The organism is Pseudomonas sp. IT-P253 (assembly GCF_949768125.1).
Classification (GTDB): domain Bacteria; phylum Pseudomonadota; class Gammaproteobacteria; order Pseudomonadales; family Pseudomonadaceae; genus Aquipseudomonas.
This window is the reverse complement of the sequence record NZ_CATKPT010000084.1, coordinates 84,918-106,998: the sequence shown is the minus strand read 5'-3', so window position 1 is coordinate 106,998 and position 22,081 is coordinate 84,918. Positions and strand designations below refer to the sequence as shown.

The following is a 22,081-nucleotide window of genomic DNA, read 5'->3' as shown; positions in this document are numbered from 1 at the left end:
CCTTATTCAAACCTGTGCGATCCACTTACGATGGGTATGGATCGACATCAAAACCCCAAACGCTGACAGCAGCGTTACCAGCGAAGTTCCTCCGTAGCTAATGAACGGCAACGGCACCCCCACCACCGGTAACAGGCCACTGACCATACCGATGTTGACGAAAACGTAAACAAAAAACGTCATGGTCAGGCTGCCCGCCAGCAATTTGCCAAACAATGTCTGGGCCTGGGCGGTAATCACCAGCCCGCGACCGATCAACAGCAGGTAAATCAGGAGCAAGGCGCAGATACCCACCAGGCCGAATTCCTCTCCCAGCACCGCAATAATGAAGTCGGTGTGGCTTTCCGGCAGGAAGTCCAGGTGCGACTGGGTTCCCAGCAGCCAGCCTTTACCGAACACGCCGCCGGAACCGATGGCGGCTTTCGACTGAATGATGTTCCAGCCAGTGCCTAGCGGATCGCTTTCCGGGTCAAGGAAGGTCAGGATTCGCTGCTTCTGATAGTCGTGCATGATGAAAAACCACATCGCCACGGCCACCGGTATCGCGGCGGCCAGCACGCTGAGAATCCAGCGCCAGCGCAGGCCCCCCATGAACAACACGAACGCGCCGCCTGCGAGAATCAGCAGCGAAGTGCCGAGGTCTGGCTGACGTACGATCAGGATGAAAGGCAAACCGATCAGAAACAGACTGACGCCCACGTGCTTGAGCTGCGGCGGCAACGTGCGCTTGGACAAATACCAGGCGATGGTCGCCGGCATCAGGATCTTCATGAATTCCGAAGGCTGGAAACGGATCACCCCGGGAATGTTGATCCAGCGCGTCGCGCCCATGGCGTTGTGGCCCATGACGTCCACCACCACCAGCAACAACACGCCGAGCACATAGCCAATCGGCACCCAACGGGCCATGAAACGCGGCTCGAACTGGGCAATGACGACCATCGACACCAGGCCGATGCCGAACGAAGTGGCTTGCTTGGCCAGCAGATCCCAGCTTTTGCCGCTGGCCGAATACAGCACGAACAGGCTGCCGGCGGCGAGGGTCAGCAGCAGGATCAGCAGTGGGCCGTCAATGTGCATGCGTTGCAACAGCGTCGCACGGCGACGCATCACATCCTCACTGGAGAGGATGCGGTCGAAATTACTCTTCACTGGCCGTAGCCTCCGCACTGATAGGGCTGGCGTATTCGGCCTTCAATCGGCCGTCCTGGTCCAGGAGCCAGGCGTCCATGACTTGGCGCACCACAGGCGCGGCGACACCGGATCCGGACTCGCCGTTCTCGACCATCACCGACACCACGATTTGAGGGTTGTCGGCCGGCGCGAAGCCAACGAACAAGGCGTGGTCGCGGTGGCGCTCCTGCACCTTGGAGCGGTCGTACTTCTCGCCCTGCTTGATCGCGACCACCTGGGCCGTACCACTTTTGCCGGCAATCCGGTATTGCGCGCCGATCGATGCCTTGCGCGCCGTACCCCGGGCGCCGTGCATCACCTGCTGCATACCGTGATTGACCTTGGTCCAGTCGGACGGGTCGCGCAGGATGATGTCCGGCATCGGATTATCATCCTTGGGCCTTTGGCCTTCGACAGTCTTGGCCAGATGCGGACGGTTCCACACACCTTTGTTGGCCACCAGCGCCGTGGCCTGGGCCAGTTGCAGCGGAGTTGACTGCATATAGCCCTGGCCGATCCCCAAAATCAGCGTCTCGCCCGGGAACCACGCCTGACGACGGGTTGCACGCTTCCACTCCCGGGACGGCATCAGCCCCGGCGACTCTTCGAACATGTCCAAAGAAACCTTCTGGCCGATCCCGAACTTGCTCAGGTAGGCCGACAACCGATCGATCCCCAGCTTGTGGGCCAGGTCATAGAAGTAGGTGTCGTTGGACCGCATGATCGCCGTATCCAGATCCACATAGCCGTCGCCGGTGCGGTTCCAGTTGCGATATTTATGGTCGTAGTTAGGCAGCATGTAGTAGCCGGGATCGAAGACCCGGGTCGAAGCGGTGACCACACCCGAATCCAGACCGGCAATCGCCACCGCCGGTTTGATGGTAGAACCCGGCGGATACAGACCGCGCAGCACCCGGTTGAACAATGGTCGGTCGATGGAGTCGCGCAGTTCGGAATAAGCCTTGAAGCTGATGCCGGTGACGAACAGGTTCGGGTCGAAACTCGGCTGACTGACCATCGCCAGCACTTCGCCGGTTTTCGGGTCCAACGCAACCACGGCGCCACGACGACCACCGAGCGCCGCTTCGGCGGCCTCCTGTAATTTGATGTCCAGGCTCAGGACGATGTCCTTGCCGGGAATCGGATCGGTACGCTTGAGCACCCGCAACACGCGGCCCCGAGCGTTGGTCTCGACTTCTTCGTAACCCACCTGACCGTGCAGCTCGGGCTCGTAGAACCGCTCGATGCCGGTTTTACCAATTTGATGGGTGCCGCTGTAACTCACCGGATCGAGCGACTTCAGCTCTTTCTCGTTGATCCGCCCCATGTAACCCACCGAGTGCGCAAAATGCGCGCCCTGTGGGTAATGACGCACCAGTTGCGCGACCACTTCCACACCGGGCAGACGGAACTGGTTAACCGCGATACGGGCAATCTGTTCTTCGGTCAACTCGAACAGGATAGGCACCGGCTCGAACGGCCGACGTCCCTGACGCATGCGTTTCTCGAAGATCACCCGATCCTCTGGCGTCAGCTCCAGCACTTCGACGATCACGTCGAGCACTTGCTGCCAGTCGCCGGAACGCTCGCGGGTCATGCTCAGACTGAAGCTGGGCCGGTTATCGGCCACCACCACACCATTGCGGTCGAAGATCAACCCGCGAGTCGGCGGAATCGGCTGCACATGGACGCGGTTGTTTTCCGACAGCGTCGAGTGATACTCGTACTGGATCACCTGGAGGAAATACAGGCGCGCGATCAGCACCCCGATCAGCGTCACCACCGCAATGGCCCCGAACACGACGCGGCCACGCACCAGACGGGCGTCTTTCTCGTGGTCCTTGATGCGGATCGGCTGGGACATGAGGGCAGAACTACTTGTGGTAGGGGTGGCCGGACAGGACTGTCCAGGCACGGTACAGCTGTTCGCCGATCAGAATCCGCACCAGCGGGTGCGGCAACGTCAACGGCGATAAGGACCAGCGCTGATCAGCCCGCGCACACACCTCCGGCGCCAGCCCTTCGGGGCCACCGACCATGAAGTTCACCGTGCGCGAGTCCAGCCGCCAGCGATCGAGTTCGACCGCCAACTGCTCGGTGCTCCAGGGCTTGCCATGGACTTCGAGGGTGACGACGCGCTCGTTCGGGCCGACCTTGGCCAGCATGGCTTCGCCTTCCTGACGGATAAAGCGCGCCACGTCGGCGTTCTTGCCACGGGTGTTGAGCGGTATTTCCACCAGTTCCAGCGCCAGCTCGGACGGAAGACGCTTGGCATATTCATGCCAGCCTTCTTCCACCCATTTGGGCATGCGTGAACCGACGGCGATCAGTCGCAGTCGCACAGCGGTCCCTTATTGCTGGTCTTTGTTGAGCTTGATGAAGTGCTCATGGGTGTTTTCCGGGCTGTGGTGAGCCGCGTTCAGAGCACGGCTCTGTTCTGCACCGGACCACAGACGCTCCAGGTCGTAAAATTGACGAGCCGAGGCGGTCATCATGTGGACGATGACATCATCCATGTCCAGCAATACCCAGTCGCTGTCGCCCTTGCCTTCTTCACCCAGTGGCTTGACGCCCTGGGCTTTGACCGCTTCGCGGACCTTATCCAGCATCGCGCCGATCTGGCGGTTGGACGTACCTGTGGCGATGATCATGAAGTCAGTGATGCTCTGCTTTTCACGAACGTCGATCACCTGGATGTCCTGGGCCTTGACGTCTTCCAGGGCCGCTACGGCCACCTTGACCAGCTCTTCGCCAGCCAGTACCACGCCGGTATGAGCCTCTACTGGCAGCGGAGCGCTCTTGAACGTGCCTTTGCGCTTTACTTTGCTTACGTCTTTGTCAGTCATATAAAACTCGTTTTGCTCGTATGTTCGGGCGCTTCGATACACGCGTTCACGTGCCTTGAAGCGCGCCCTTTTTCAGTTCGACGCACGGTAAAGTCCGTGCGCATCGATGTAGGCCAGGACCGCGTCGGGCACCAGGAAACGTACCGACTTACCGCTGGCCAGCAGTTGACGGATCTGGGTGGCGGATACCGCGAGCGGCGTCTGCCAGACGAATGCAATCTGTCCACTCGGCCCTTTGAGGGCCAGCGGGTCGCTCACCGAGCGCGCCGCCAACAGATTGCGCAAGGCATCCGGCGGTTCGCTGTCGGCATCCGGGCGTTGCAGCACCAGGATGTGGCAATGCTGGAGCAACTCTTCCCAGCGGTGCCAAGTGGGCAGGCCGCAAAATGCGTCCCAGCCCAAAAGTAGAAAAACCTGGTCTTGCGCGGCCAGTTCGGCGCGCATCAGTTCCAGGGTGTCGAGAGTGTAGGACGGCTTGTCCCGCTGCAATTCGCGAGCGTCCACCACCAACGGTGCCACGCCGGCCACCGCACACTCGACCATCGCCAGCCGGTCTTTGGCCGACACTTGCGGCGTATCCCGATGGGGCGGCCTGGCACTGGGTGTCAGACGCAGCTCATCGAGCGCCAGCGATTCGGCGACTTCCAGCGCACCACGCAAATGGCCGATGTGCACCGGGTCGAAGGTTCCGCCCAGCACGCCAATGCGGCGGGGTTGCTGCTCGCTGGCGGTGACGTGGGCTGACGGGTCTAGGTCGCCCAAGTCAGACCGACTCCTGACCGCGCAACTGGCCATCACCAACCACGATGTACTTCTCGCAGGTCAGACCTTCGAGGCCCACCGGGCCGCGGGCGTGCAGCTTATCAGTAGAAATGCCAATCTCGGCACCCAATCCGTATTCGAAGCCATCGGCGAAACACGTCGGCGTGTTGATCATCACTGACGATGAATCGACTTCAGCCACGAAACGCCGGGTGTCGCCCTGGTGTTCGCTGACAATCGAGTCCGTGTGATGGGAGCCATAGGTGTTGATGTGTTCGATGGCCTGGTCCAGCCCGTCGACGACTTTGATCGAGAGGATCGGCGCCAGGTATTCAGTGTTCCAGTCTTCTTCAGTGGCCACTGCGGCATCGATGATCGCGCGGGTACGCTCACAACCGCGTAGCTCGACGCCCTTTTCGCGGAACTGTGCCGCCATCGATGGCAGGAAATCCTTGGCCACCGATTGATCCACCAGCAAGGTTTCCATCGCACCGCAGATGCCATAACGGTAGGTCTTGGCGTTGAAGGCAATGCGCCGGGCTTTCGGCAGATCGGCGTGGGCACTGACGTAAACGTGGCAAATGCCGTCCAGGTGCTTGATCACTGGCACGCGGGCGTCGCGACTGACCCGTTCGATCAAGCCACGGCCGCCACGGGGCACGATGACGTCGACGTACTCGGGCATGGTGATCAGTGCGCCAACGGCTGCGCGATCAGTGGTTTCGACCACTTGCACGACGGCGGCCGGCAAACCGGCCTCGGCCAGACCGCGCTGGATACAGGCGGCAATGGCACGGTTGGAATGAATCGCCTCGGAACCGCCACGCAAGATGGTCGCGTTGCCCGATTTCAGGCACAGACTGGCTGCATCGATGGTCACATTCGGCCGCGATTCGTAAATGATCCCGATCACACCCAACGGCACGCGCATCTTGCCGACCTGAATCCCCGACGGCCGGTAGCTCATGTCGCGGATCGCGCCCACCGGGTCTGGCAATGCTGCGACCTGACGCAGACCAACGATCATGCCGTCGATACGGGCCGGGGTCAGCGCCAGACGTTCCAGCAAGGCCGGCTCCAGACCATTGGCGCGGCCCGCCGCGAGGTCCAGCTCATTGGCGGCCGTCAACTCGGCGCGTGCAGCGTCCAACGCATTGGCAGCAGCCTGCAATGCGCGGTTTTTTTGCGCGGTGCTGGCACGGCCAATGACGCGAGATGCCTCGCGGGCAGCGCGACCCAATCGGGTCATGTAGTCAAGAACGGACTCAGTCATGGTCTGTGATGGTCTTTGCTAAGGTCTTGGTAAAGAGTAAAGCGGCAGATTATAGCTGTCGCGCCCCCTGACTAACAGCGGTGACGGGCGGATGGTCGAAATGGAAGGCAATTTGCCGACGTTCAGCCGTGATTAAGCTGCAAATTGTTATCATCACCGTCCTATCAGCCCTGATAAACGCCGTTCATCATGACTAATCTGACTGTTAGCGCATCCGCCGAGCGCCTGCCCAAGGGACTTCCAGACGCGTTTTTCGATCGGGATGCTCAAACGCTGGCGCGTGATTTACTCGGTAAAGTCATCCGCCACCGGGTCGCAGACCTATGGCTCAGCGCGCGGATCATCGAGACCGAAGCGTATTACTGCGAAGAAAAAGGCAGCCATGCCTCCCTCGGCTACACAGAAAAGCGTAAGGCTTTGTTTCTGGATGGCGGCCACATTTATATGTATTACGCCCGGGGTGGCGATTCCCTGAACTTCAGCGCTCAAGGCGCGGGCAATGCGGTTTTGATCAAATCCGCTTATCCGTGGGTCGATGAATTGAGCGGGCCGGCAAGCCTGGCGCAGATGCTGTTGAACAATCCTGATGCCCAGGGCCGCCCTCGCCCATCGCAAAAACTCTGTGCGGGTCAGACATTGCTCTGCAAAGCGCTGGGATTGAAGGTGCCGGTTTGGGACGCCAAGCGCTTTGATCATGAAGTGCTGCTGGTGGAAGATGTCGGCTCGTCGCCCGCCCACATCATCCAGACCACACGCCTGGGCATTCCCCATGGGCGCGATGAGCATTTGATGTACCGCTTCGTCGATGCGGCTTACGGGCCTTATTGCACGCGGAACCCGCTGCGACGGGGGCAGGTCGAAGGTCGCGATTATTTTTTGTTGTGAACACCCCCCTGTAGGAGCGAGCTTGCTCGCGATGGTGGGTCAGCCAAATCCATGTAGCTGACCCACCATCGCGAGCAAGCTCGCTCCTACAGGGGGGGCTGTGGTGTTTTGTAGATTGCGTTCGGTCCTTGGGGCCAATTGAACATTCGATGGAGTTGTATTTATGGGCCCATGGCTCGATAGCGTGACCGGTTGGTTGACGGTCAACCCGCAATGGCTGGCGGCAGCGGTTTTCATAGTGGCCTTCGTGGAGTGCCTGGCCATTGCCGGGCTGGTCGTGCCCGGCACAGTGTTGCTGTTCGCCGTGGCCGTACTGGCCGGCAGTGGTGCGCTGTCATTGAGCGAGACGCTGTTGCTCGGGTTCGTCGCCGGCGTACTGGGCGATGTCGTTTCCTACTTCATCGGCCGGCATTTCCATCAGAACATCCGGCGCCTGCCCGGCCTGCGTCATCACCCGGAATGGATTGCCGGCGCCGAAACGTATTTCCAGCGCTATGGCATCGCCAGTTTGCTGGTCGGGCGTTTCATCGGTCCGTTGCGCCCGATGTTGCCGATGGTCGCCGGGATGTTCGACATGCCCTTCCCGCGCTTCGCCGCCGTCAGCCTGCTGGCCGCCGCGGGCTGGAGCATTGCCTATCTGCTGCCGGGCTGGGCCACGGGCGCGGCGATTCGCTTGCCGTTGCCGGAGGGTTTCTGGCCGCAAGCGGGGATAGTCGCTGGCAGCATCGCCGTCATGGTGGGTTTGAGCGTCACCAGCAGCCTGCGCCGTCATCGCAAAGCGACCCTGCTGATTACCGGCATGAGCGTTCTGATTCTGGCGGGACTGTTTATTGGCTACCCGCACCTGACGGCCCTGGACCAGGGCGTGATGACCCTGGTGCAGGAACACCGCAGCCCGCTACTCGATGAAGTGGCCATTGTCTTCACGCTGATCGGCGAGTTTCGCAACATGCTGATATTCAGCGCCCTGCTGACCGGTTTGCTGTTGCTCACGCGGCAATGGCGGCAGGCGATTTTCGCCGGCAGCACCCTACTCTGCACGGCACTGGCCAATACCGCGACCAAGCATTTTTTCGCCCGCGTGCGCCCGGAAGTGTTGAGCGATCCGCTGACCAGCTACAGCATGCCCAGCGGCCACGCTTCCGGCTCCTTCGCGCTGTTTCTGACGCTCGCCGTACTCGCCGGCCGCGGACAACCGCCACGGATGCGCCTGACCTGGCTGCTGCTGGGTTGCTTGCCGGCGCTGACGATTGCGCTGTCGCGGGTGTACCTGGGCGCGCATTGGCCGACGGATGTGCTGGCCGGCGCGATGTTGGCGGCATGTGTCTGTGCGGCAAGCCTGTGGCTGAATCAGCGCCAGGCACCGCTGAACGCCATGCCATCCAAAGTCTGGTGGTTGATCCTGCCAACCCTGCTGGCGCTGTTCAGTTTCTTCGCGCTATGGCATCTGCCCCAAACCCTGTTGCGGTACGCCTACTGAACACCTGATTGAGATGTGAACGGCGCGTACGCCTGTTAAAGGCAGGCCGCGCCGAATACATATATACCGCTCGCCCCCCCCTATCAATCATTAACATGTCCAGTCAGCGGCACGCCCGACTGTCGGTCAGTGCCGATATCAACAACAGAAAGAACGGACTCTTTCCATGCCAGAGACTTCAATACCCAGGCGCGACGCCTCGTCGCCGCCTGTTCGTGTGTCCGAGATCGACACCCCCCATACCGCTGACCGCCCAGCGCTCGACACGCAGACGTCAAATAATCGCCGGCAGCGTCTGTCCCTTCAGGACGCACAGTTCGGCGAAGTGCTTATTGGAGAAATGACGGTCAGCCGGGTAGAACTCTATGAGTTGGGGACACGACTAAACGGGCACCCCATCAGCGCCAACGACTGCGAGGCATCGACACCCGACCAAGCATTCATTGACGCCCTGCGCCTTGATCCGGACAGCGTGCAGAGCCGCCTGCTGCTGAATGACCAACTGCCCGCTCTACTGTTCGAAATAGCCTCCCAACGGTCGCCCCGTGCGCAGTCCCTGCTCACGTCAATATCCGACAGCTCGCCAGACCCGTTACACAACTTCGGCAGCCTGCTGGACTCGGCTCAACAATTGACGCTCGCCTTCCCGGACATTCCCGACAACCTGCCGAGCTGGGTCGACAGACTCAAAAGCCGCAGCATGACCAGCGTAGGCATCGGTATGCAGGCTTACGGCATTTACAGCGGCATCCTCGGCACTGCCGATGCGTTAAGGAAAAGCGATATCCCGGAGGCGTTGCTCAATACCGGAGGAATCGCAGCCGAGGGTGTTTCATTGTTCGTCGAACACGCACTGGAAAACACCGGTCGTGCCATGCTGAAAAATGGCGGCACCGTTTTCAACGGCTTCTCGGCCACGAGTGCCGGTAAGTGGCTGGCGCGTAGCGCAGGCCTGATCGCCAGCGCAGTGACACTGCCATTCGATATCTACAGCGCGATCAAAGCCTTCGATGAAGCCTCCAGCGCCAAGGGAAAGTCCGCTCAAGACCTCTACGTCAATGGTTCGCTCAGCGTGATCAGCGCCGGTCTGAGCGTTGCCCTGGGCGTGGCGGCACTGGCCGGCTTCAGCTCCGCCGGGCCTGTCGGCATCGTCGCCGGGGCGCTACTCATCATGGGTGCAACTATCTACGGCGCCGCACGACAAGTGGACGATATCGACGACTTCATTGAACTGAGTACTCACGAACGCTGGCGGTCGGGCTGGTTCGCGTTCACCGGGCAGACGCTCGACAGCCACATCATGGATCGCTACCTGATTGCGCGAACTGATGACAGCTACGGCAAGCAAATGACCGAAGCTGCCCGTCAGTGGCTGGAGGGCGAACTGAAAAACAGCGTCGATGCCGTGGTGCTCGGGAAGTATGAGGTCGTGCTTCAACCAGCCAGGCACTGGAAGCTTGGGTGGGACGCCGCCTCCGGCGGGGCTCCATATGTAGAGACCAAAGAACCGGTCGTGCAGGAGACCGACGATGTGTACGACGCCCGTGAAGGCATTCACAACGTTCCCAACGCCATTATGGGCAGCAGTGCCGAAAACAAAGCGATCTTCTGGCAACTGGGTGACGGCGATGACCGCGTCACTGGAGTCAGACACAAACCCAACTTTTTCAGCTACGCCGCGGACAGCAAAGTGCTGGTCGGGGGAGACAAGGACGATCATTTCCTGTTTCAGGGCGCGGCAAAACTGCTCGAAACATCGACCGACACTGCCAGTGTCCTGCTCGGCGGCCCAGGCAACGATTCATTGCAACTGCAGGGGAAACCCGGTCGTAACAATGTTCACACAGGCTTCAGGATTGACCTGCAAGAAGGTTTCATGAGCCTGCGTTCAAATCCCGACCTGGACTTCGCCACACTGGGTTCGATCGAGAATGTCGAGACCCTGGCCGGGGCCCGCAGCGAGGTCATCGGTAACGAGCGACCCAACAAGATCATTCTACGGGGCAGCGAGGAGCGAGCCGAGGGTGGCGCCGGCGATGATGAGTTAATCACTCGAGGCTTCAATTGCACCCTTGACGGCGGCACCGGTGCCGATCGTTATCTCATCGGCGACGACAGTGGCGCCACCGTTCTTAACGAAGACGGCCTGGAAGACAGTCGCATAGAAATGGATTGGCCGTTCGAGCGCATTCAATCCTGGCGAATCGAAGGCACTTCGCTGGTGATTGTCGTGCTGCGCGGTGCAGACGGAGAGCTGCCGGAAATCAGCGTGACGATCAGCAATGTGTATCAACCCCACACGTCGGGCCGGGAGTTGAAGAATGACAAGCTCCTGTTCATCACTCAGGACGGATATTCGTTAAAACCCGACCTGCCTCAGACGCTACCGGCGCTTGCAAGTCATACGATCAAGGTGATCATCGTGACGCCGGGCCGGGGAAAACCGCCTCCGACGCTTCTGAAAGGTGGCACATACGCCCTTCCTGCACTGCCCGACCGCAGTTACTTCGTCTGCCGTCATCAGCCCTCGACCGTGTTGAACGTCGAGCCGTCAAGCCTCATCACTGCCCTTCACCTGGACTATGACAGCGGCGAAATCGAAGCCATGCAGATCCATTACACCGTGACTTCCACCCGCAAGAGCAACTTCGACTACCTGCATTACACCGACATAAGCCTGACGATGCGCCTGAGCGACCAAAAGCAATTGACCCTCACTCCTTACGCGCGCAATCGCGTCTCAACGGGGACCCACGTCGGGGGCAGTCTGATCGCGTCAGGGTCGGAACTTGCCCGACAGCTCCTGTTAACCATGCGTGACGGCAAATCTTATCGACTGCAACCGCCCAATCACTCTTACGTCGATGATCATCGGCACCCGGGAGACAAACTGATGGAATCAAAGGACGTGCTGATGGAGCGCACAGGCCATTACGTACTCGCTGCGCCAGCAACTCACCCGGCGATATTGCTCTCACCGCAGGCACAGCGTGTGGACATTGATGCGACACCTCAGACCGCCATTGTCGTGCTGCTAGGGCAGGCCGCGGCTTACGACGTTTACCCGCCGGCAGACAGCTTGCTCAGGCTTTCAACCCCGGGTGCCGCGACCAGAGCGTCCGGCGGATCTACCTGGACGATACACACCGAACACCTCGGCGCGACCATCGAGCACGCGGACATCAGACTGGAAGGTTCACTGCTGCGCGTCGGCAACATCCACATCATCATTCCCCGGCACGATGCTCCAGAGGTACCGATGGAAAACATCCACGTGCATTCCTCCGCAGGCCATCAATATGACGTCGATCTGGAGTTTGATTTGATTCACCTGGCGCAACTCAACGCCCGCGCCTACGCCAGCCCCGACAACCTGCTCACCGACCTGCGCCATCAGCAACACCTCGACGTGCCCATGGTTGATCTGCTCCCCATCCAGGATTTACGCCTCGGCAGCGGCAGACCCGGCGCCCTGTTCTACGACAGCGAAACGCAGAACCTGATCGTCGACAGCGACTGGTCACGAGTACTGACGGCTGAGGATGTTTACATCACACCGCCACCCGGCCCCGCTACAAAAGCTTGAACCAACGCAGCAGCCTTTGAGGCCGCCCCAACCACTGGAAAGGAATCCAGCATGGCACCCAAACCACCACCGATACTTGCAACACCCACACTCACCACACCGGAACTGCCGGTGCTGAATCTCCCGTCATTACCGCGCGACAGCCCCTCAACCTCGACGTTACCTGCCGGGCCCGGCACGATCCTGCATTCGTTACTGACAGGCACACGGCCTGCGGCTGACAGGCCGGCCGGAGGACTGCCCACTGAGCCTGTTGCAGGACCGTCGATCCGCGTGCGCGATAGCGCCAATCCACCCACGGACCGGAACGATGTCGACCCGTGGAAACCGTATCGTCCGCCGTCCCGTGCATTACCTGATCTGCCAGCCCCCAACGAGGAAGGTCTGCGTATCGTCACACTCCCTTATGTCGACCTCGACATTAGCATCACCGTTCGGGTGGGTTGGGACGAAGCCACCCAGACCTACCGGGCCAGGCGGCGCAGCGATGTAACACCCTCCGGTCCGGTCCTTTACCTCAATAACGACCGCATTACATGGAGAACGGACCCGCAGGACAGCACGGCGAGTTCCGCAGATTCGTCGCCCTATCGGGTGCATCTGTCAGACAACGACACGCCCCCCGCGGCGAAACGCCCGCGACAGGATCACGCGCAAAACCCAATGCCTGATGCAACGCACACCTACATCAATACCGACCACTATGTGTGGAACGAACACGCCAACAATCACCACGGTTATGTGGTCATGCATCGGAAAAAGGGGCTGGGAGATGAAGTCGGCCCGCCATCGCGTTCGGCGCTCAAGGATGACAACGGATTGTTTGTCGGCGTGGAACGCTCGGCCGCTGATATAACCGCCCCCGCACAACAATTGCCGGCATGGACCGATCGTGATATCTGGGATTTTTACGGTATTCACGGCACGGCCATCACATTGTTTCGCACTGAAGTGAGCCGCACCGGCAAGAAACCGCAATGGGCCAGGCCTCGTGCGCAAAGAATGGAAAAGACCTATTTGTACGACGAACTGCATCGCTGGCTGGATCCGGAGATGCCCCGCGAGACGTTCGTCCAGGCCCTGGAGCGTTTTAGGCTCTCACCACAACAACTGGCGGAAAAACTCGAAAAGGCCGACCTGAACTGGAAAAAAAATCGCGCGCCAGACGCCGGTGCGCCTAAGCCTGATGCACCGGATCCCGCGGCAACACAACCCGTTCGGGCGAACGCCAGCGCTCCTACTTTCGGCAATCACGGTCACTACACATGGGACCGGAACAATAAAACCCATCAAGGTTATGTAGCGATGCTCCGCAAACCCGGCCTCGACGACAGTAATGGCCCGCAGACCCAATGGGCCTTCGACGATGGTCAGCGGCTGGTCAATGTCCGGCTACCCGAATACTCCATCCATCAAAGTCATTCATTACGGCAGTATTGGCGCGATATCGACATTTGGGATCTGTACAGGATTGAAGGTTCGCAAATCGCGCGCTTTCGCCAGGAAGTCGCGCTCAACGGCATACAGCCGCAATGGGTCAAGCCCCGTGAATTTCCAACACTCAGGGATCAGCTAATTGCTCGTCTGCGATTGTGGACCAGCAGCCCCCACGCGCAGCTTGACCCGACAACCGTCGTGGCTGCCCGGCTACGGCCTTACAACTTTTCCACGCGCCAACTCTCTCAACTGTGCGATGAACTGACGGCGACCGGGCAGTTCAACAATCGTCTGAACAATGACCTGCCGGTCTGGGCAGAAACCCACAAACGCACAACGAAAAACGAGGCTGGCAGCCCGCAATTCGAACCACTCAAACAAGAGCTTCAGGCTGAAATCGTGAGTCTGAGAAACCAGGGGTATGCCCTGAGCGCTTTGAAGGACCACCTGACACCGGCATTTTTCAGCAGCCTGCTAAACCACGTCGGTTATCGTCGAAATCCGCATAACTGCCTGTACAGAACCGACATTCCGGCGATGTTCAGAGCGGACGACCGCACACCGTTCGAGTTAGCAAGAGACAACGTCATGCTGCCCCGGCTGAAACATCCAGAAGGCACCACCACCCTGACAGCCGTCAGTGCGACCTTCAGCCTCAAGGACGCGGTGAATTATGCAAGGAAGGTCGACAGTGACGCGCTCGCCTACGACAGTCAGCGGGACACGACCCCCACAAATCAGGATGACATCAGCCTGATCAATTTGTTGAGGCAGTATCTGGAAGAAGACTACGTTTCGGAGCGGCACTCACAGAGTTTTGCTTTTACCTACCTGCTCGATACGCGCAATGTCGAAGTCGTTCCGGGGCGGGAAAACCATGCCTTCAACAGAAAAGCGCTCGACGACAGGCTACCCGAAAGCAAAACATGGTTTCCCGCGGATGCTCTGGAGGGGCACATTTCGATGTCCAGCCGGGGGTTCAGCGCGGATCGGATCTGGTTGGTGAAATCTGACCTGTCCCGTGCAGCCAAGGTCACGGATATTCAGGCACAGTATCTTGCAGGCAACCCTCAATTGTCAGGCACCCATGCAAACGCCATTGAAGAACGCACCTGGGCGGGTCAACTGAACAGGCATGAATATGATGCCCTGATCGACGCGGTTGCAGCCTCTGGCAAACCGGTTCTTGATTTCCCGGCCAACCAGGAAATCTTCTCGGGCAGCATCGTTTTTGTGAATGATGGCAACCGCCCGAATACTGCCTGACCCTGCATCGCTCAACACCCTGCGATACATCACAGGGTGGCCGGCTGGGCTGGCGCCTTGTCGGCTAGCCATTGCGTTTACAGGCTATCTGGACTCAAGCAAACAATTCACCCTGCAGCTCGTCCAGCAACGCCTGTATCGCATCCAGTCGTTGCTGCGGATCATCGAGTTGCAGCAAGTCGATCTTGTCCACTTCGGCAAACGGCAACAAGTACGCCAGTTGATTGGCCAGCGACTGTTGTCCGGTCGCTTCGGTGCCCATGTTCAGCGCCTCGACCATCGGATGTTCGGCCAGGGCCTTGAGCAAGGCCACCAGGTCGGCGTCCTCGTCCTGCAGGGGTTGCTCGGGCTCGTCTTCCAGCCATTCGACCTCGGCGAGGGTTAAATGGTCGCGCTGAACCTCGGTGTTCAATACGTGAAAGCGCCGGCCGCCCTGGACGCGAATCCCCAGCAAGCCATTCTCCTGCTGCTTGAAATCGGTGATCAGCGCTTCGCACCCGACCAGCGCGTAACCCGCCGGGGCGATGCCGACTTCTTCGCCGTCAAGGATGCACACCACCCCGAAGCCGCCGCCCTGTTTCATGCAGCGGCTGATCATGTCCAGGTAGCGCGCCTCGAAGATCTGCAAATCAAGGATGCAGCCGGGAAACAGCACCGTGTTCAGCGGAAAAAGCGGCAAGTTCATAGACATTTCCTTACACCACCATCGACACCGCCAACGGCAGGAACACCGCCGTGGCCACGCCCATCAGACTCATCGCCAGCGCCGCGAAGGCGCCGCACTCTTCACTTTCCTGCAAGGCTACTGACGTGCCGACCGCGTGGGCAGTCATGCCCAGGGCCATGCCGCGCGCCTCGGGACTGTGGACACCGAGCCGATTCAAAAGACTCGGACCGAAGATCGCTCCGATCACGCCAGTGATCAACACAAATACCGCCGCCAGCGCCGCGACTCCCCCAATTTGCTCGGCCACCAACATGGCAATCGGCGACGTCACTGACTTCGGCGCCATGGTCATCAGGATCATATGCTCGGCGCCGAACGACCACCCCAGCAACACACCCATGCCGGTGGCAACCACACCGCCTATCACCAGCGTAGTAAATATCGGCCAGAACAACTGCCGAATCCGTCGCAGGTTAAGGTATAGCGGTACCGCCAGGGCCACCGTGGCCGGGCCGAGCAAGATGCTGAGGATCTCGGTACTCTTGCGGTACTCGGTATAGCTCAGGCCGCAACCCAGCAACACACCGATCACCAGCAGCATGGACACCAGCACCGGCTGCAGAAACACCCAGCGGGTTTTCTCGAACACTCCCAGTACAAGCTGATAAGCACCCAGGGTAATGCCGATGCCAAATAGTGGATGATGAATCACGGACGCCCAGGCGCCGTGCCAGTCGAAGGTCATTGGTTGTCCTCAGGATGGGCGTGTCGTTTGATCAGGCGCTGCATCAGCACACCGACAAACGACAGGGACAGCACCAACGACAACACCAGCGCGCCAACAATCGCCCAGAAATCTGCGGCAATGTCTTTGGCATACACCATCACACCCACGGCCGGCGGCACCAGCAGCAACGGCAGGTAACGCAGCAGGCTGCTGGCCGCCAGGTTCAGCGGTTCGCCGACCTGGCCGCGGCTGATCAAGTACACCAGCAACAACAGCAGGCCGATAATCGGCCCCGGCAGTACCGGCAAAAACAAATGATTGATGGCAGTGCCCAACAATTGGAACAGCACCAGCCAGGTCAGGCCACGTAACAACATCCGTCCTCTCCCGCAAGTTCGCGCCTGCATTATAAGCATGCCAACGCTATAGACCGGCATTCGCCATCAACATGGTCTGTTGACCTGAGCCATTTGCCATGTTGATCTAAAGTGGTAATCCGGGAGGTCAAATCCCCCCACCTCAAAACTAAAAACCGATGAACCCAAGGAGAGTCTCAATGCCCTATGTTCCCGTTGCAGAGCTCAAAGATTATGTCGGCAAGGAACTTGGACGTTCCGAATGGCTCACCATCGATCAGGAGCGCATCAACCTGTTCGCCGAAGCCACAGGGGACTATCAGTTCATCCACGTCGACCCGGTCAAAGCCGCGCAAACGCCATTTGGCAGCACCATTGCCCACGGTTTCCTGTCGCTGTCGCTGATCCCCAAACTGATGGAAGACATCCTCGTCCTGCCTGAAGGCCTGAAGATGGTGGTCAACTACGGCCTCGACAGCGTGCGATTCATTCAACCCGTCAAGGTCAACTCGAAAGTACGACTCAAGGTCGAGCTGACCGATGTCAGCGAGAAAAAACCCGGCCAATGGCTGCTCAAGGCCACCGCCACGCTTGAGATCGAAGGATCGGACAAACCGGCGTACATCGCCGAACCACTGTCCCTCTGCTTCGTGTAAAACCTCCTGGATGCGAAGCAGCTCATGCTGTTTCGCGCCTTCTCTGTATGTTCCTCTCTATATTAAGGACACATAGCTGCGGCATACTCGGTCGCCTAATTGCCCGGATCCCGCTATGCGCCCACTTGTACTCCTCGCTCTGACCCTATTACTGACCGCGTGCGGCAACGGCGAATCGCTATTGTCCCCTGACGCCCGCCTGCCGGATGGCGGACGCTATCGCGGCAACCTGGTCGACGGATTGCTGCAAGGCCAGGGCCGAATCGACTACCCGAACGGCAGTTGGTACGCCGGCGCCTTCGACAAGGGCCAATGGCATGGCCAGGGCGAATGGCACGGCAGCAACGGCGAGGTCTATCGCGGCCAGTTCAATCAGGGCCTGTTCGACGGGCAAGGCGTATTGACCACTGCCGGAAGCAGCTACACCGGCGGTTTCAAACTCGGTCGACGCGATGGCGAAGGCACCCTCAAAGAAAACGGCATGACCTACCGCGGCGAATTCAAAGCCGATGAATATTCAGGGCTCGGTCATCTGGAACTCGACGATGGCAGCTCGTATCAGGGCCTGTTTACCCACGGCAAACCCAACGGCGAAGGTCAACGCAGCGATGGCAATGGCAATCAGTTCACCGGGACTTTCGTCAACGGTCAGCTGGAGGGCAATGGCACGTTCAACAGCGCCGATGGCGATATGTATGTCGGCGGTTTCAAGAACAATCAATTGCAAGGCAAGGGCCGCTACGAGAACGCCGATGGCGATGTCTGGCTGGGCCAGTTCAAGGAAGGGTCGCTGAACGGCAAGGGCGAATTGATTGGCGCCGACGGCAGCCATTACATTGGCGAGTTCAGTGACTGGCGCTTTACCGGCCAGGGCCGCTTGAACCTGCCGGATGGCAGTTTCTACATCGGGCAATTCGACGGCGACAGCTATTCCGGGCGCGGGACCCTTGTTCTGACCGACGGCACCGTGCAAAGCGGCACGTGGGTCAATGGCCAGCGCGTCCGTGATACCGATGGCAAGTTGCTGCCCGACCCACTCGAACTCGGCTTGCTGGCCCAAGGCCGCTTGCTCGACGATGCACTGTTCAACGTGCCGGCCTCGACGCCAGCCGTGGAGCTGTACACCCTGACCCTCGGTGGTGATGGCAAGCAGAGCGTGTTTCTACGCGAGTCCGATTACGTCAGCAACATGCTCGCCAGCCGCTTCGGCGCGTTTGGCCAGATCCGTCTGGTGAACCATCGCGATCACCTCGTCGACCGCCCCATGGCCACCCGGGAAAACCTGCGCCGCGCCGCCCAGACCCTGGCCGAACGCAGTGGCCCGGAAGATTTGATCTTCATCTACCTGACCAGTCACGGCACCAGCGAACATGAACTGGTGCTCGACCAACCCCGCATGGAACTGTCCGACCTGCCGGCCGATGAACTCGCCGCCGTCCTCGCCCCCCTGAAAAACCGCGACAAGATCATCGTGATTTCGGCCTGTTACTCCGGTGGCTTCATCCCGACCCTCAAGGACGAGCGCACCCTGATCATGACCGCCTCCCGCGCCGACCGAGTGTCTTTCGGCTGTTCGGAAGAAGCCAACTTCACCTACTTCGGGGACGCCCTGTTCGCCCAGGCATTGAACCAGACCGACGATCTGGAACAAGCCTTCAAGATGGCCAAGGCCACCGTGGCCGAGCGCGAGCTGGCGGACAACTTCGAAGCCTCGGAACCACAGATCTGGGCGCCGAAAACGGTCCTGTCTCACTGGCAGCTACTGCGCAAACAGCAGGCACGAAAAGCACTGCAAAGTGTCTCCATCGACGGCAAGGATGCAAAGAACAACTAAGCTGACAGTATCAAGGGGGAAACATTATGTACTTGACGCCTCAGCACGTATTGCTTGCCGGAGCTACCGGGTTGACGGGAGAACATCTGCTTGATCGACTGCTCAATGAGCCAACGATCTCACGGGTGTTGGCCCCCTCACGCCGGCCACTGGCTGAGCATCCCCATCTTGAAAACCCGGTGGGTGACCCGGCTGCGTTTTTGCCGCAACTGAACGGTCGCGTCGACATCGCCTATTGCTGCCTCGGCACCACCATCAAGCAAGCCGGCTCGGAACAGGCATTTCGCGCCGTGGACCTGGACATGGTGGTGGCATTCGCCAAGCGCGCCCGCGAGATGGGCGCACGGCACCTGATCGTGATCAGCGCCTTGGGGGCAGATCCAAAATCGTCGATTTTCTACAACCGGGTCAAAGGCGAAATGGAACAGGCATTGCGCGCACAGAATTGGCCGCAGCTGACCATTTGCCGGCCTTCCCTGCTGTTGGGCGAACGCATGGAACCCCGCATGGCAGAGCAATTCGTTGGGCCACTGTCCCGTTTGATTCCGGGTAAATACCGCGGCATCGAGGCCTGCCAACTGGCCCGTGCCATGTGGCGGCTGGCGCTGGAAGAGCAGGATGGGGTGCGGGTGGTTGAGTCGGATGAGCTGCGCAAACTAGGCAAATAATTTCTGCAGTGCCTGACTGGACGCCTTCGCGGTCCCACAGTGGGCTTGTGAACGACACAGATCAAATGTGGGAGCGAGCCTGCTCGCGAAGGGCGCGACACCGATTCAAAATCGAATACTACAACCCACCCGTCGCCTGAAAACTAACCCCAATCACCGTCAATACCGACAACGGCAACAGCAGCGTGTCGAGCAACGCGCTGGCCGGCAGGTCGACGCCAGGATAGCTCGGCGCTTCTGCACCGAAACGGTCCTTGGCGCAGCAGCCGCCATTCATCGCGTAAACATCCAGCCGAGTCCCCGAATACACCAACGGCGCCCCTGGTTTGGCCGCATCGAGCGTGCGCGCCGTGGCGCAACCTGCCAGCTGTAACACCAGCACAATCGTCAGCAGCTTATTCATCGCTGGTCAGATGATGCTCGCCCCAGCGCGGCAGCATGTCCTGGGGAATGTTCAGCAGGTTGAGAATGCGCGCCACGACGAAATCAATCAGGTCATCAATGGTTTGCGGCTGATGATAGAAGCCCGGCGAGGCCGGCAAGATCGTCACGCCCATGTTCGACAACTTGAGCATATTCTCCAGATGAATGCTCGAATACGGAGCCTCACGCGGCACCAGAATCAACTGGCGGCGCTCCTTCAGGGTGACGTCAGCGGCACGCTCGATCAGATTGTTGCAGGCACCGCTCGCAATGGCCGACAAGGTCCCGGTGGAACACGGAACCACCACCATCGCCGCTGGCGAGCCGGACCCAGAGGCCACCGGCGACATCCAGTCTTCCTTTCCATACACCCGAATCTGCCCGACGGCAGCGCCGGTGTATTCGGTGAGGAAGGCTTGCATCGTCTGCGGCTTGGGCGGCAGCGTCACATCCGTCTCGGTGGCCATCACCAGTTGCGCGGCCTTGGAAATCAGGAAGTGCACTTCGCGATCTTCACGCACCAGGCAATCGAGCAGGCGCAAACCGTACTGGGCGCCTGAAGCGCCAGTCATCGCCAGCGTGATGCGTTCCGGGCCATTGTTCATTGCAGCGCCTCGGCGAGTTTGCCGTGCAGGCCACCGAAGCCGCCGTTGCTCATGATCACCACGTGTGTGCCGGGCTGGGCCTGACACTTCACGCGTTCGATGATGCCTTCCAGCGAATCACTGACGATCGATGGCACGGTGCACAGCGCGGCGGTGCCGGCCAGGTCCCAGCCGAGGTTGGCCGGCGCATACCAGATCACCTGATCGGCATCGACCACGCTTTCCGGCAAGCCATCGCGGTGGGCACCGAGCTTCATGGAGTTGGAGCGCGGTTCGATGATTGCGATCAATGGCGCGTCGCCAATACGCTTGCGCAGACCGTCGAGCGTCGTGGCAATGGCGGTCGGGTGGTGAGCAAAGTCGTCATAGATGGTGATACCACGAACTTCTGCGACTTTCTCCATGCGCCGCTTCACGCTTTTGAAAGCGCTCAGTGCGGCGATGCCCATCGATGGCACCACACCCACGTGGCGCGCTGCCGCTAACGTGGCCAGGGCGTTGGCGACGTTGTGCTGGCCCGTCATGTCCCATTCGACCACGCCTTGAGCCACACCTTCGAACATCACCTCGAACTTCGACCCGTCTTCGCTCAGCAGCTTGACCTGCCACTGGCCACCGGCACCCGTGGTTTGCACCGGGGTCCAGCAGCCCATCTCGATGACGCGCTGCAAGGCAGGCTCGGTCGTCGGATGGATCACCAGGCCTTCACTCGGGATGGTCCGCACCAAATGGTGGAACTGCCGCTCGATGGCTGGCAGATCGGGGAAGATGTCAGCATGATCGTATTCCAGGTTGTTCAGGATCGCCGTGCGCGGGCGGTAGTGAACGAACTTGGAGCGCTTGTCGAAGAAGGCGCTGTCGTATTCATCGGCTTCGATAACGAAGAACGGTGTATCGCCCAGACGAGCCGACACCGAGAAGTTCTGCGGCACACCGCCGATCAGGAACCCCGGGCTCATGCCCGCGTGTTCCAGCACCCAGGCGAGCATGCTGCTGGTGGTTGTTTTGCCGTGAGTACCCGCAACCGCCAGCACCCAGCGACCTTGCAGCACGTGATCCGCCAGCCATTGCGGGCCGGAGACGTAAGGCAGGCCTTTGTTCAGCACATATTCGACCGCCGGGTTGCCGCGGGACATGGCATTGCCGATCACCACCAGATCCGGAGCCGGGTCGAGTTGTGAAGGATCGTAGCCTTGGGTCAACTCAATGCCCTGCGCTTCAAGCTGGGTGCTCATCGGCGGATAGACATTGGCATCGGAGCCAGTCACGTGATGGCCCAGCTCTTTGGCCAGAACCGCCATCGAACCCATGAAAGTGCCGCAGATACCAAGAATATGAATGTGCATAATCGACCTCGTAAAACATGGCCGCAGGTTAGCGTAGGGAGGGAAAAATCGCACCTTGTGTTTGTGTAGGAGCGAGCAAGCTCGCTCCTAC

19 protein-coding genes are annotated in these 22,081 nt (G+C 59.8%); 7 read left to right on the top strand and 12 right to left on the bottom strand.

The window, feature by feature from the left end; genetic code table 11:
• Positions 1-6: 6 nt before the first annotated feature.
• The 6 genes from rodA to ACM6IR_RS27515 form a co-directional block, all read right to left on the bottom strand.
• Positions 7-1,110, bottom strand: coding sequence for a rod shape-determining protein RodA (gene rodA, locus ACM6IR_RS27540; protein WP_414910687.1), 1,104 nt, complete (start codon positions 1,108-1,110; stop codon positions 7-9).
• 31 nt (positions 1,111-1,141) lie between these two features.
• Entirely contained in the window at positions 1,142-3,037 is a 1,896-nt protein-coding gene (mrdA, locus tag ACM6IR_RS27535; RefSeq protein ID WP_414910612.1) for a penicillin-binding protein 2, read from the bottom strand.
• A gap of 10 nt (positions 3,038-3,047) precedes the next feature.
• Complete coding sequence (rlmH, locus tag ACM6IR_RS27530; protein ID WP_007937439.1) at positions 3,048-3,515, bottom strand: 23S rRNA (pseudouridine(1915)-N(3))-methyltransferase RlmH; 468 nt, start codon at positions 3,513-3,515, stop codon at positions 3,048-3,050.
• 9 nt (positions 3,516-3,524) lie between these two features.
• Positions 3,525-4,019: a ribosome silencing factor gene (rsfS, locus tag ACM6IR_RS27525; protein WP_414910611.1), complete on the bottom strand. Its 495-nt coding sequence runs from the start codon at positions 4,017-4,019 to the stop codon at positions 3,525-3,527.
• Between the two features lie 72 nt (positions 4,020-4,091).
• Positions 4,092-4,814, bottom strand: a complete 723-nt coding sequence (nadD, locus tag ACM6IR_RS27520) for a nicotinate-nucleotide adenylyltransferase (RefSeq protein ID WP_414910610.1) — start codon at positions 4,812-4,814, stop codon at positions 4,092-4,094.
• On the bottom strand, positions 4,783-6,054 hold the full coding sequence (locus ACM6IR_RS27515; protein WP_414910609.1) for a glutamate-5-semialdehyde dehydrogenase: 1,272 nt from the start codon (positions 6,052-6,054) through the stop codon (positions 4,783-4,785). The genes nadD and ACM6IR_RS27515 overlap by 32 nt, the downstream gene beginning before the upstream one ends.
• A gap of 189 nt (positions 6,055-6,243) precedes the next feature.
• Here ACM6IR_RS27515 and ACM6IR_RS27510 point away from each other — a divergent pair, with 189 nt between their 5' ends.
• From ACM6IR_RS27510 to ACM6IR_RS27495, 4 genes are all read left to right on the top strand, one after another.
• On the top strand, positions 6,244-6,939 hold the full coding sequence (locus ACM6IR_RS27510; protein ID WP_414910608.1) for a DNA-3-methyladenine glycosylase: 696 nt from the start codon (positions 6,244-6,246) through the stop codon (positions 6,937-6,939).
• Positions 6,940-7,102: 163 nt separating this feature from the next.
• On the top strand, positions 7,103-8,419 hold the full coding sequence (locus ACM6IR_RS27505) for a bifunctional DedA family/phosphatase PAP2 family protein (protein ID WP_414910607.1): 1,317 nt from the start codon (positions 7,103-7,105) through the stop codon (positions 8,417-8,419).
• Between the two features lie 166 nt (positions 8,420-8,585).
• The gene (locus ACM6IR_RS27500; protein WP_414910606.1) at positions 8,586-12,005 is read left to right on the top strand and encodes a calcium-binding protein; all 3,420 of its coding nucleotides are present in this window, start codon (positions 8,586-8,588) and stop codon (positions 12,003-12,005) included.
• A gap of 51 nt (positions 12,006-12,056) precedes the next feature.
• Positions 12,057-14,708 (top strand): hypothetical protein, encoded by a 2,652-nt coding sequence (locus ACM6IR_RS27495; RefSeq protein ID WP_414910605.1) that lies wholly within the window; start codon positions 12,057-12,059, stop codon positions 14,706-14,708.
• 94 nt (positions 14,709-14,802) lie between these two features.
• Here the strand turns inward: ACM6IR_RS27495 and ACM6IR_RS27490 are convergent, their stop codons facing one another.
• Genes ACM6IR_RS27490 through ACM6IR_RS27480 form a run of 3 tightly spaced genes read right to left on the bottom strand, consistent with a single transcriptional unit; the run spans position 14,803 to position 16,479 of the window.
• Positions 14,803-15,393 carry an LON peptidase substrate-binding domain-containing protein gene (locus ACM6IR_RS27490; RefSeq protein ID WP_414910604.1) on the bottom strand — a complete coding sequence of 197 codons (591 nt, stop codon included), beginning with the start codon at positions 15,391-15,393 and terminating at the stop codon, positions 14,803-14,805.
• Between the two features lie 10 nt (positions 15,394-15,403).
• The gene (locus tag ACM6IR_RS27485; RefSeq protein ID WP_414910603.1) at positions 15,404-16,120 is read right to left on the bottom strand and encodes an LrgB family protein; all 717 of its coding nucleotides are present in this window, start codon (positions 16,118-16,120) and stop codon (positions 15,404-15,406) included.
• On the bottom strand, positions 16,117-16,479 hold the full coding sequence (locus ACM6IR_RS27480) for a CidA/LrgA family protein (RefSeq protein WP_414910602.1): 363 nt from the start codon (positions 16,477-16,479) through the stop codon (positions 16,117-16,119). The genes ACM6IR_RS27485 and ACM6IR_RS27480 overlap by 4 nt, the downstream gene beginning before the upstream one ends.
• 179 nt (positions 16,480-16,658) lie before the next feature.
• Here ACM6IR_RS27480 and ACM6IR_RS27475 point away from each other — a divergent pair, with 179 nt between their 5' ends.
• From ACM6IR_RS27475 to ACM6IR_RS27465, 3 genes are all read left to right on the top strand, one after another.
• Positions 16,659-17,114, top strand: a complete 456-nt coding sequence (locus tag ACM6IR_RS27475) for a MaoC family dehydratase (RefSeq protein WP_414910601.1) — start codon at positions 16,659-16,661, stop codon at positions 17,112-17,114.
• 115 nt (positions 17,115-17,229) lie between these two features.
• The gene (locus ACM6IR_RS27470; protein ID WP_414910600.1) at positions 17,230-18,948 is read left to right on the top strand and encodes a C13 family peptidase; all 1,719 of its coding nucleotides are present in this window, start codon (positions 17,230-17,232) and stop codon (positions 18,946-18,948) included.
• 26 nt (positions 18,949-18,974) lie between these two features.
• Positions 18,975-19,616 (top strand): oxidoreductase, encoded by a 642-nt coding sequence (locus ACM6IR_RS27465; RefSeq protein ID WP_414910599.1) that lies wholly within the window; start codon positions 18,975-18,977, stop codon positions 19,614-19,616.
• A 118-nt stretch (positions 19,617-19,734) separates the two neighbouring features.
• On the opposite strand, the gene ACM6IR_RS27460 is transcribed toward ACM6IR_RS27465, so the two are convergent.
• The 3 genes from ACM6IR_RS27460 to mpl are packed head-to-tail and all read right to left on the bottom strand — an operon-like array spanning position 19,735 to position 21,990.
• A complete protein-coding gene (locus ACM6IR_RS27460) occupies positions 19,735-20,019 on the bottom strand; it encodes a YceK/YidQ family lipoprotein (RefSeq protein ID WP_414910598.1) in 285 nt (94 codons plus the stop codon).
• The gene (gene ubiX / locus ACM6IR_RS27455; RefSeq protein WP_414910597.1) at positions 20,012-20,644 is read right to left on the bottom strand and encodes a flavin prenyltransferase UbiX; all 633 of its coding nucleotides are present in this window, start codon (positions 20,642-20,644) and stop codon (positions 20,012-20,014) included. The genes ACM6IR_RS27460 and ubiX overlap by 8 nt, the downstream gene beginning before the upstream one ends.
• A complete protein-coding gene (mpl, locus tag ACM6IR_RS27450; protein ID WP_414910596.1) occupies positions 20,641-21,990 on the bottom strand; it encodes a UDP-N-acetylmuramate:L-alanyl-gamma-D-glutamyl-meso-diaminopimelate ligase in 1,350 nt (449 codons plus the stop codon). The genes ubiX and mpl overlap by 4 nt, the downstream gene beginning before the upstream one ends.
• Between the last annotated feature and the right edge of the window lie 91 nt (positions 21,991-22,081).

Coding starts and splice junctions, on each gene's coding strand:
- rodA (WP_414910687.1), bottom strand. CDS start 1,110: ATGCGTCGCCGTGCGACGCTGTTGCAACGCATGCACATTGACGGCCCA.
- mrdA (WP_414910612.1), bottom strand. CDS start 3,037: ATGTCCCAGCCGATCCGCATCAAGGACCACGAGAAAGACGCCCGTCTG.
- rsfS (WP_414910611.1), bottom strand. CDS start 4,019: ATGACTGACAAAGACGTAAGCAAAGTAAAGCGCAAAGGCACGTTCAAG.
- nadD (WP_414910610.1), bottom strand. CDS start 4,814: ATGGCCAGTTGCGCGGTCAGGAGTCGGTCTGACTTGGGCGACCTAGAC.
- ACM6IR_RS27515 (WP_414910609.1), bottom strand. CDS start 6,054: ATGACTGAGTCCGTTCTTGACTACATGACCCGATTGGGTCGCGCTGCC.
- ACM6IR_RS27510 (WP_414910608.1), top strand. CDS start 6,244: ATGACTAATCTGACTGTTAGCGCATCCGCCGAGCGCCTGCCCAAGGGA.
- ACM6IR_RS27505 (WP_414910607.1), top strand. CDS start 7,103: ATGGGCCCATGGCTCGATAGCGTGACCGGTTGGTTGACGGTCAACCCG.
- ACM6IR_RS27500 (WP_414910606.1), top strand. CDS start 8,586: ATGCCAGAGACTTCAATACCCAGGCGCGACGCCTCGTCGCCGCCTGTT.
- ACM6IR_RS27495 (WP_414910605.1), top strand. CDS start 12,057: ATGGCACCCAAACCACCACCGATACTTGCAACACCCACACTCACCACA.
- ACM6IR_RS27490 (WP_414910604.1), bottom strand. CDS start 15,393: ATGAACTTGCCGCTTTTTCCGCTGAACACGGTGCTGTTTCCCGGCTGC.
- ACM6IR_RS27485 (WP_414910603.1), bottom strand. CDS start 16,120: ATGACCTTCGACTGGCACGGCGCCTGGGCGTCCGTGATTCATCATCCA.
- ACM6IR_RS27480 (WP_414910602.1), bottom strand. CDS start 16,479: ATGTTGTTACGTGGCCTGACCTGGCTGGTGCTGTTCCAATTGTTGGGC.
- ACM6IR_RS27475 (WP_414910601.1), top strand. CDS start 16,659: ATGCCCTATGTTCCCGTTGCAGAGCTCAAAGATTATGTCGGCAAGGAA.
- ACM6IR_RS27470 (WP_414910600.1), top strand. CDS start 17,230: ATGCGCCCACTTGTACTCCTCGCTCTGACCCTATTACTGACCGCGTGC.
- ACM6IR_RS27465 (WP_414910599.1), top strand. CDS start 18,975: ATGTACTTGACGCCTCAGCACGTATTGCTTGCCGGAGCTACCGGGTTG.
- ACM6IR_RS27460 (WP_414910598.1), bottom strand. CDS start 20,019: ATGAATAAGCTGCTGACGATTGTGCTGGTGTTACAGCTGGCAGGTTGC.
- ubiX (WP_414910597.1), bottom strand. CDS start 20,644: ATGAACAATGGCCCGGAACGCATCACGCTGGCGATGACTGGCGCTTCA.
- mpl (WP_414910596.1), bottom strand. CDS start 21,990: ATGCACATTCATATTCTTGGTATCTGCGGCACTTTCATGGGTTCGATG.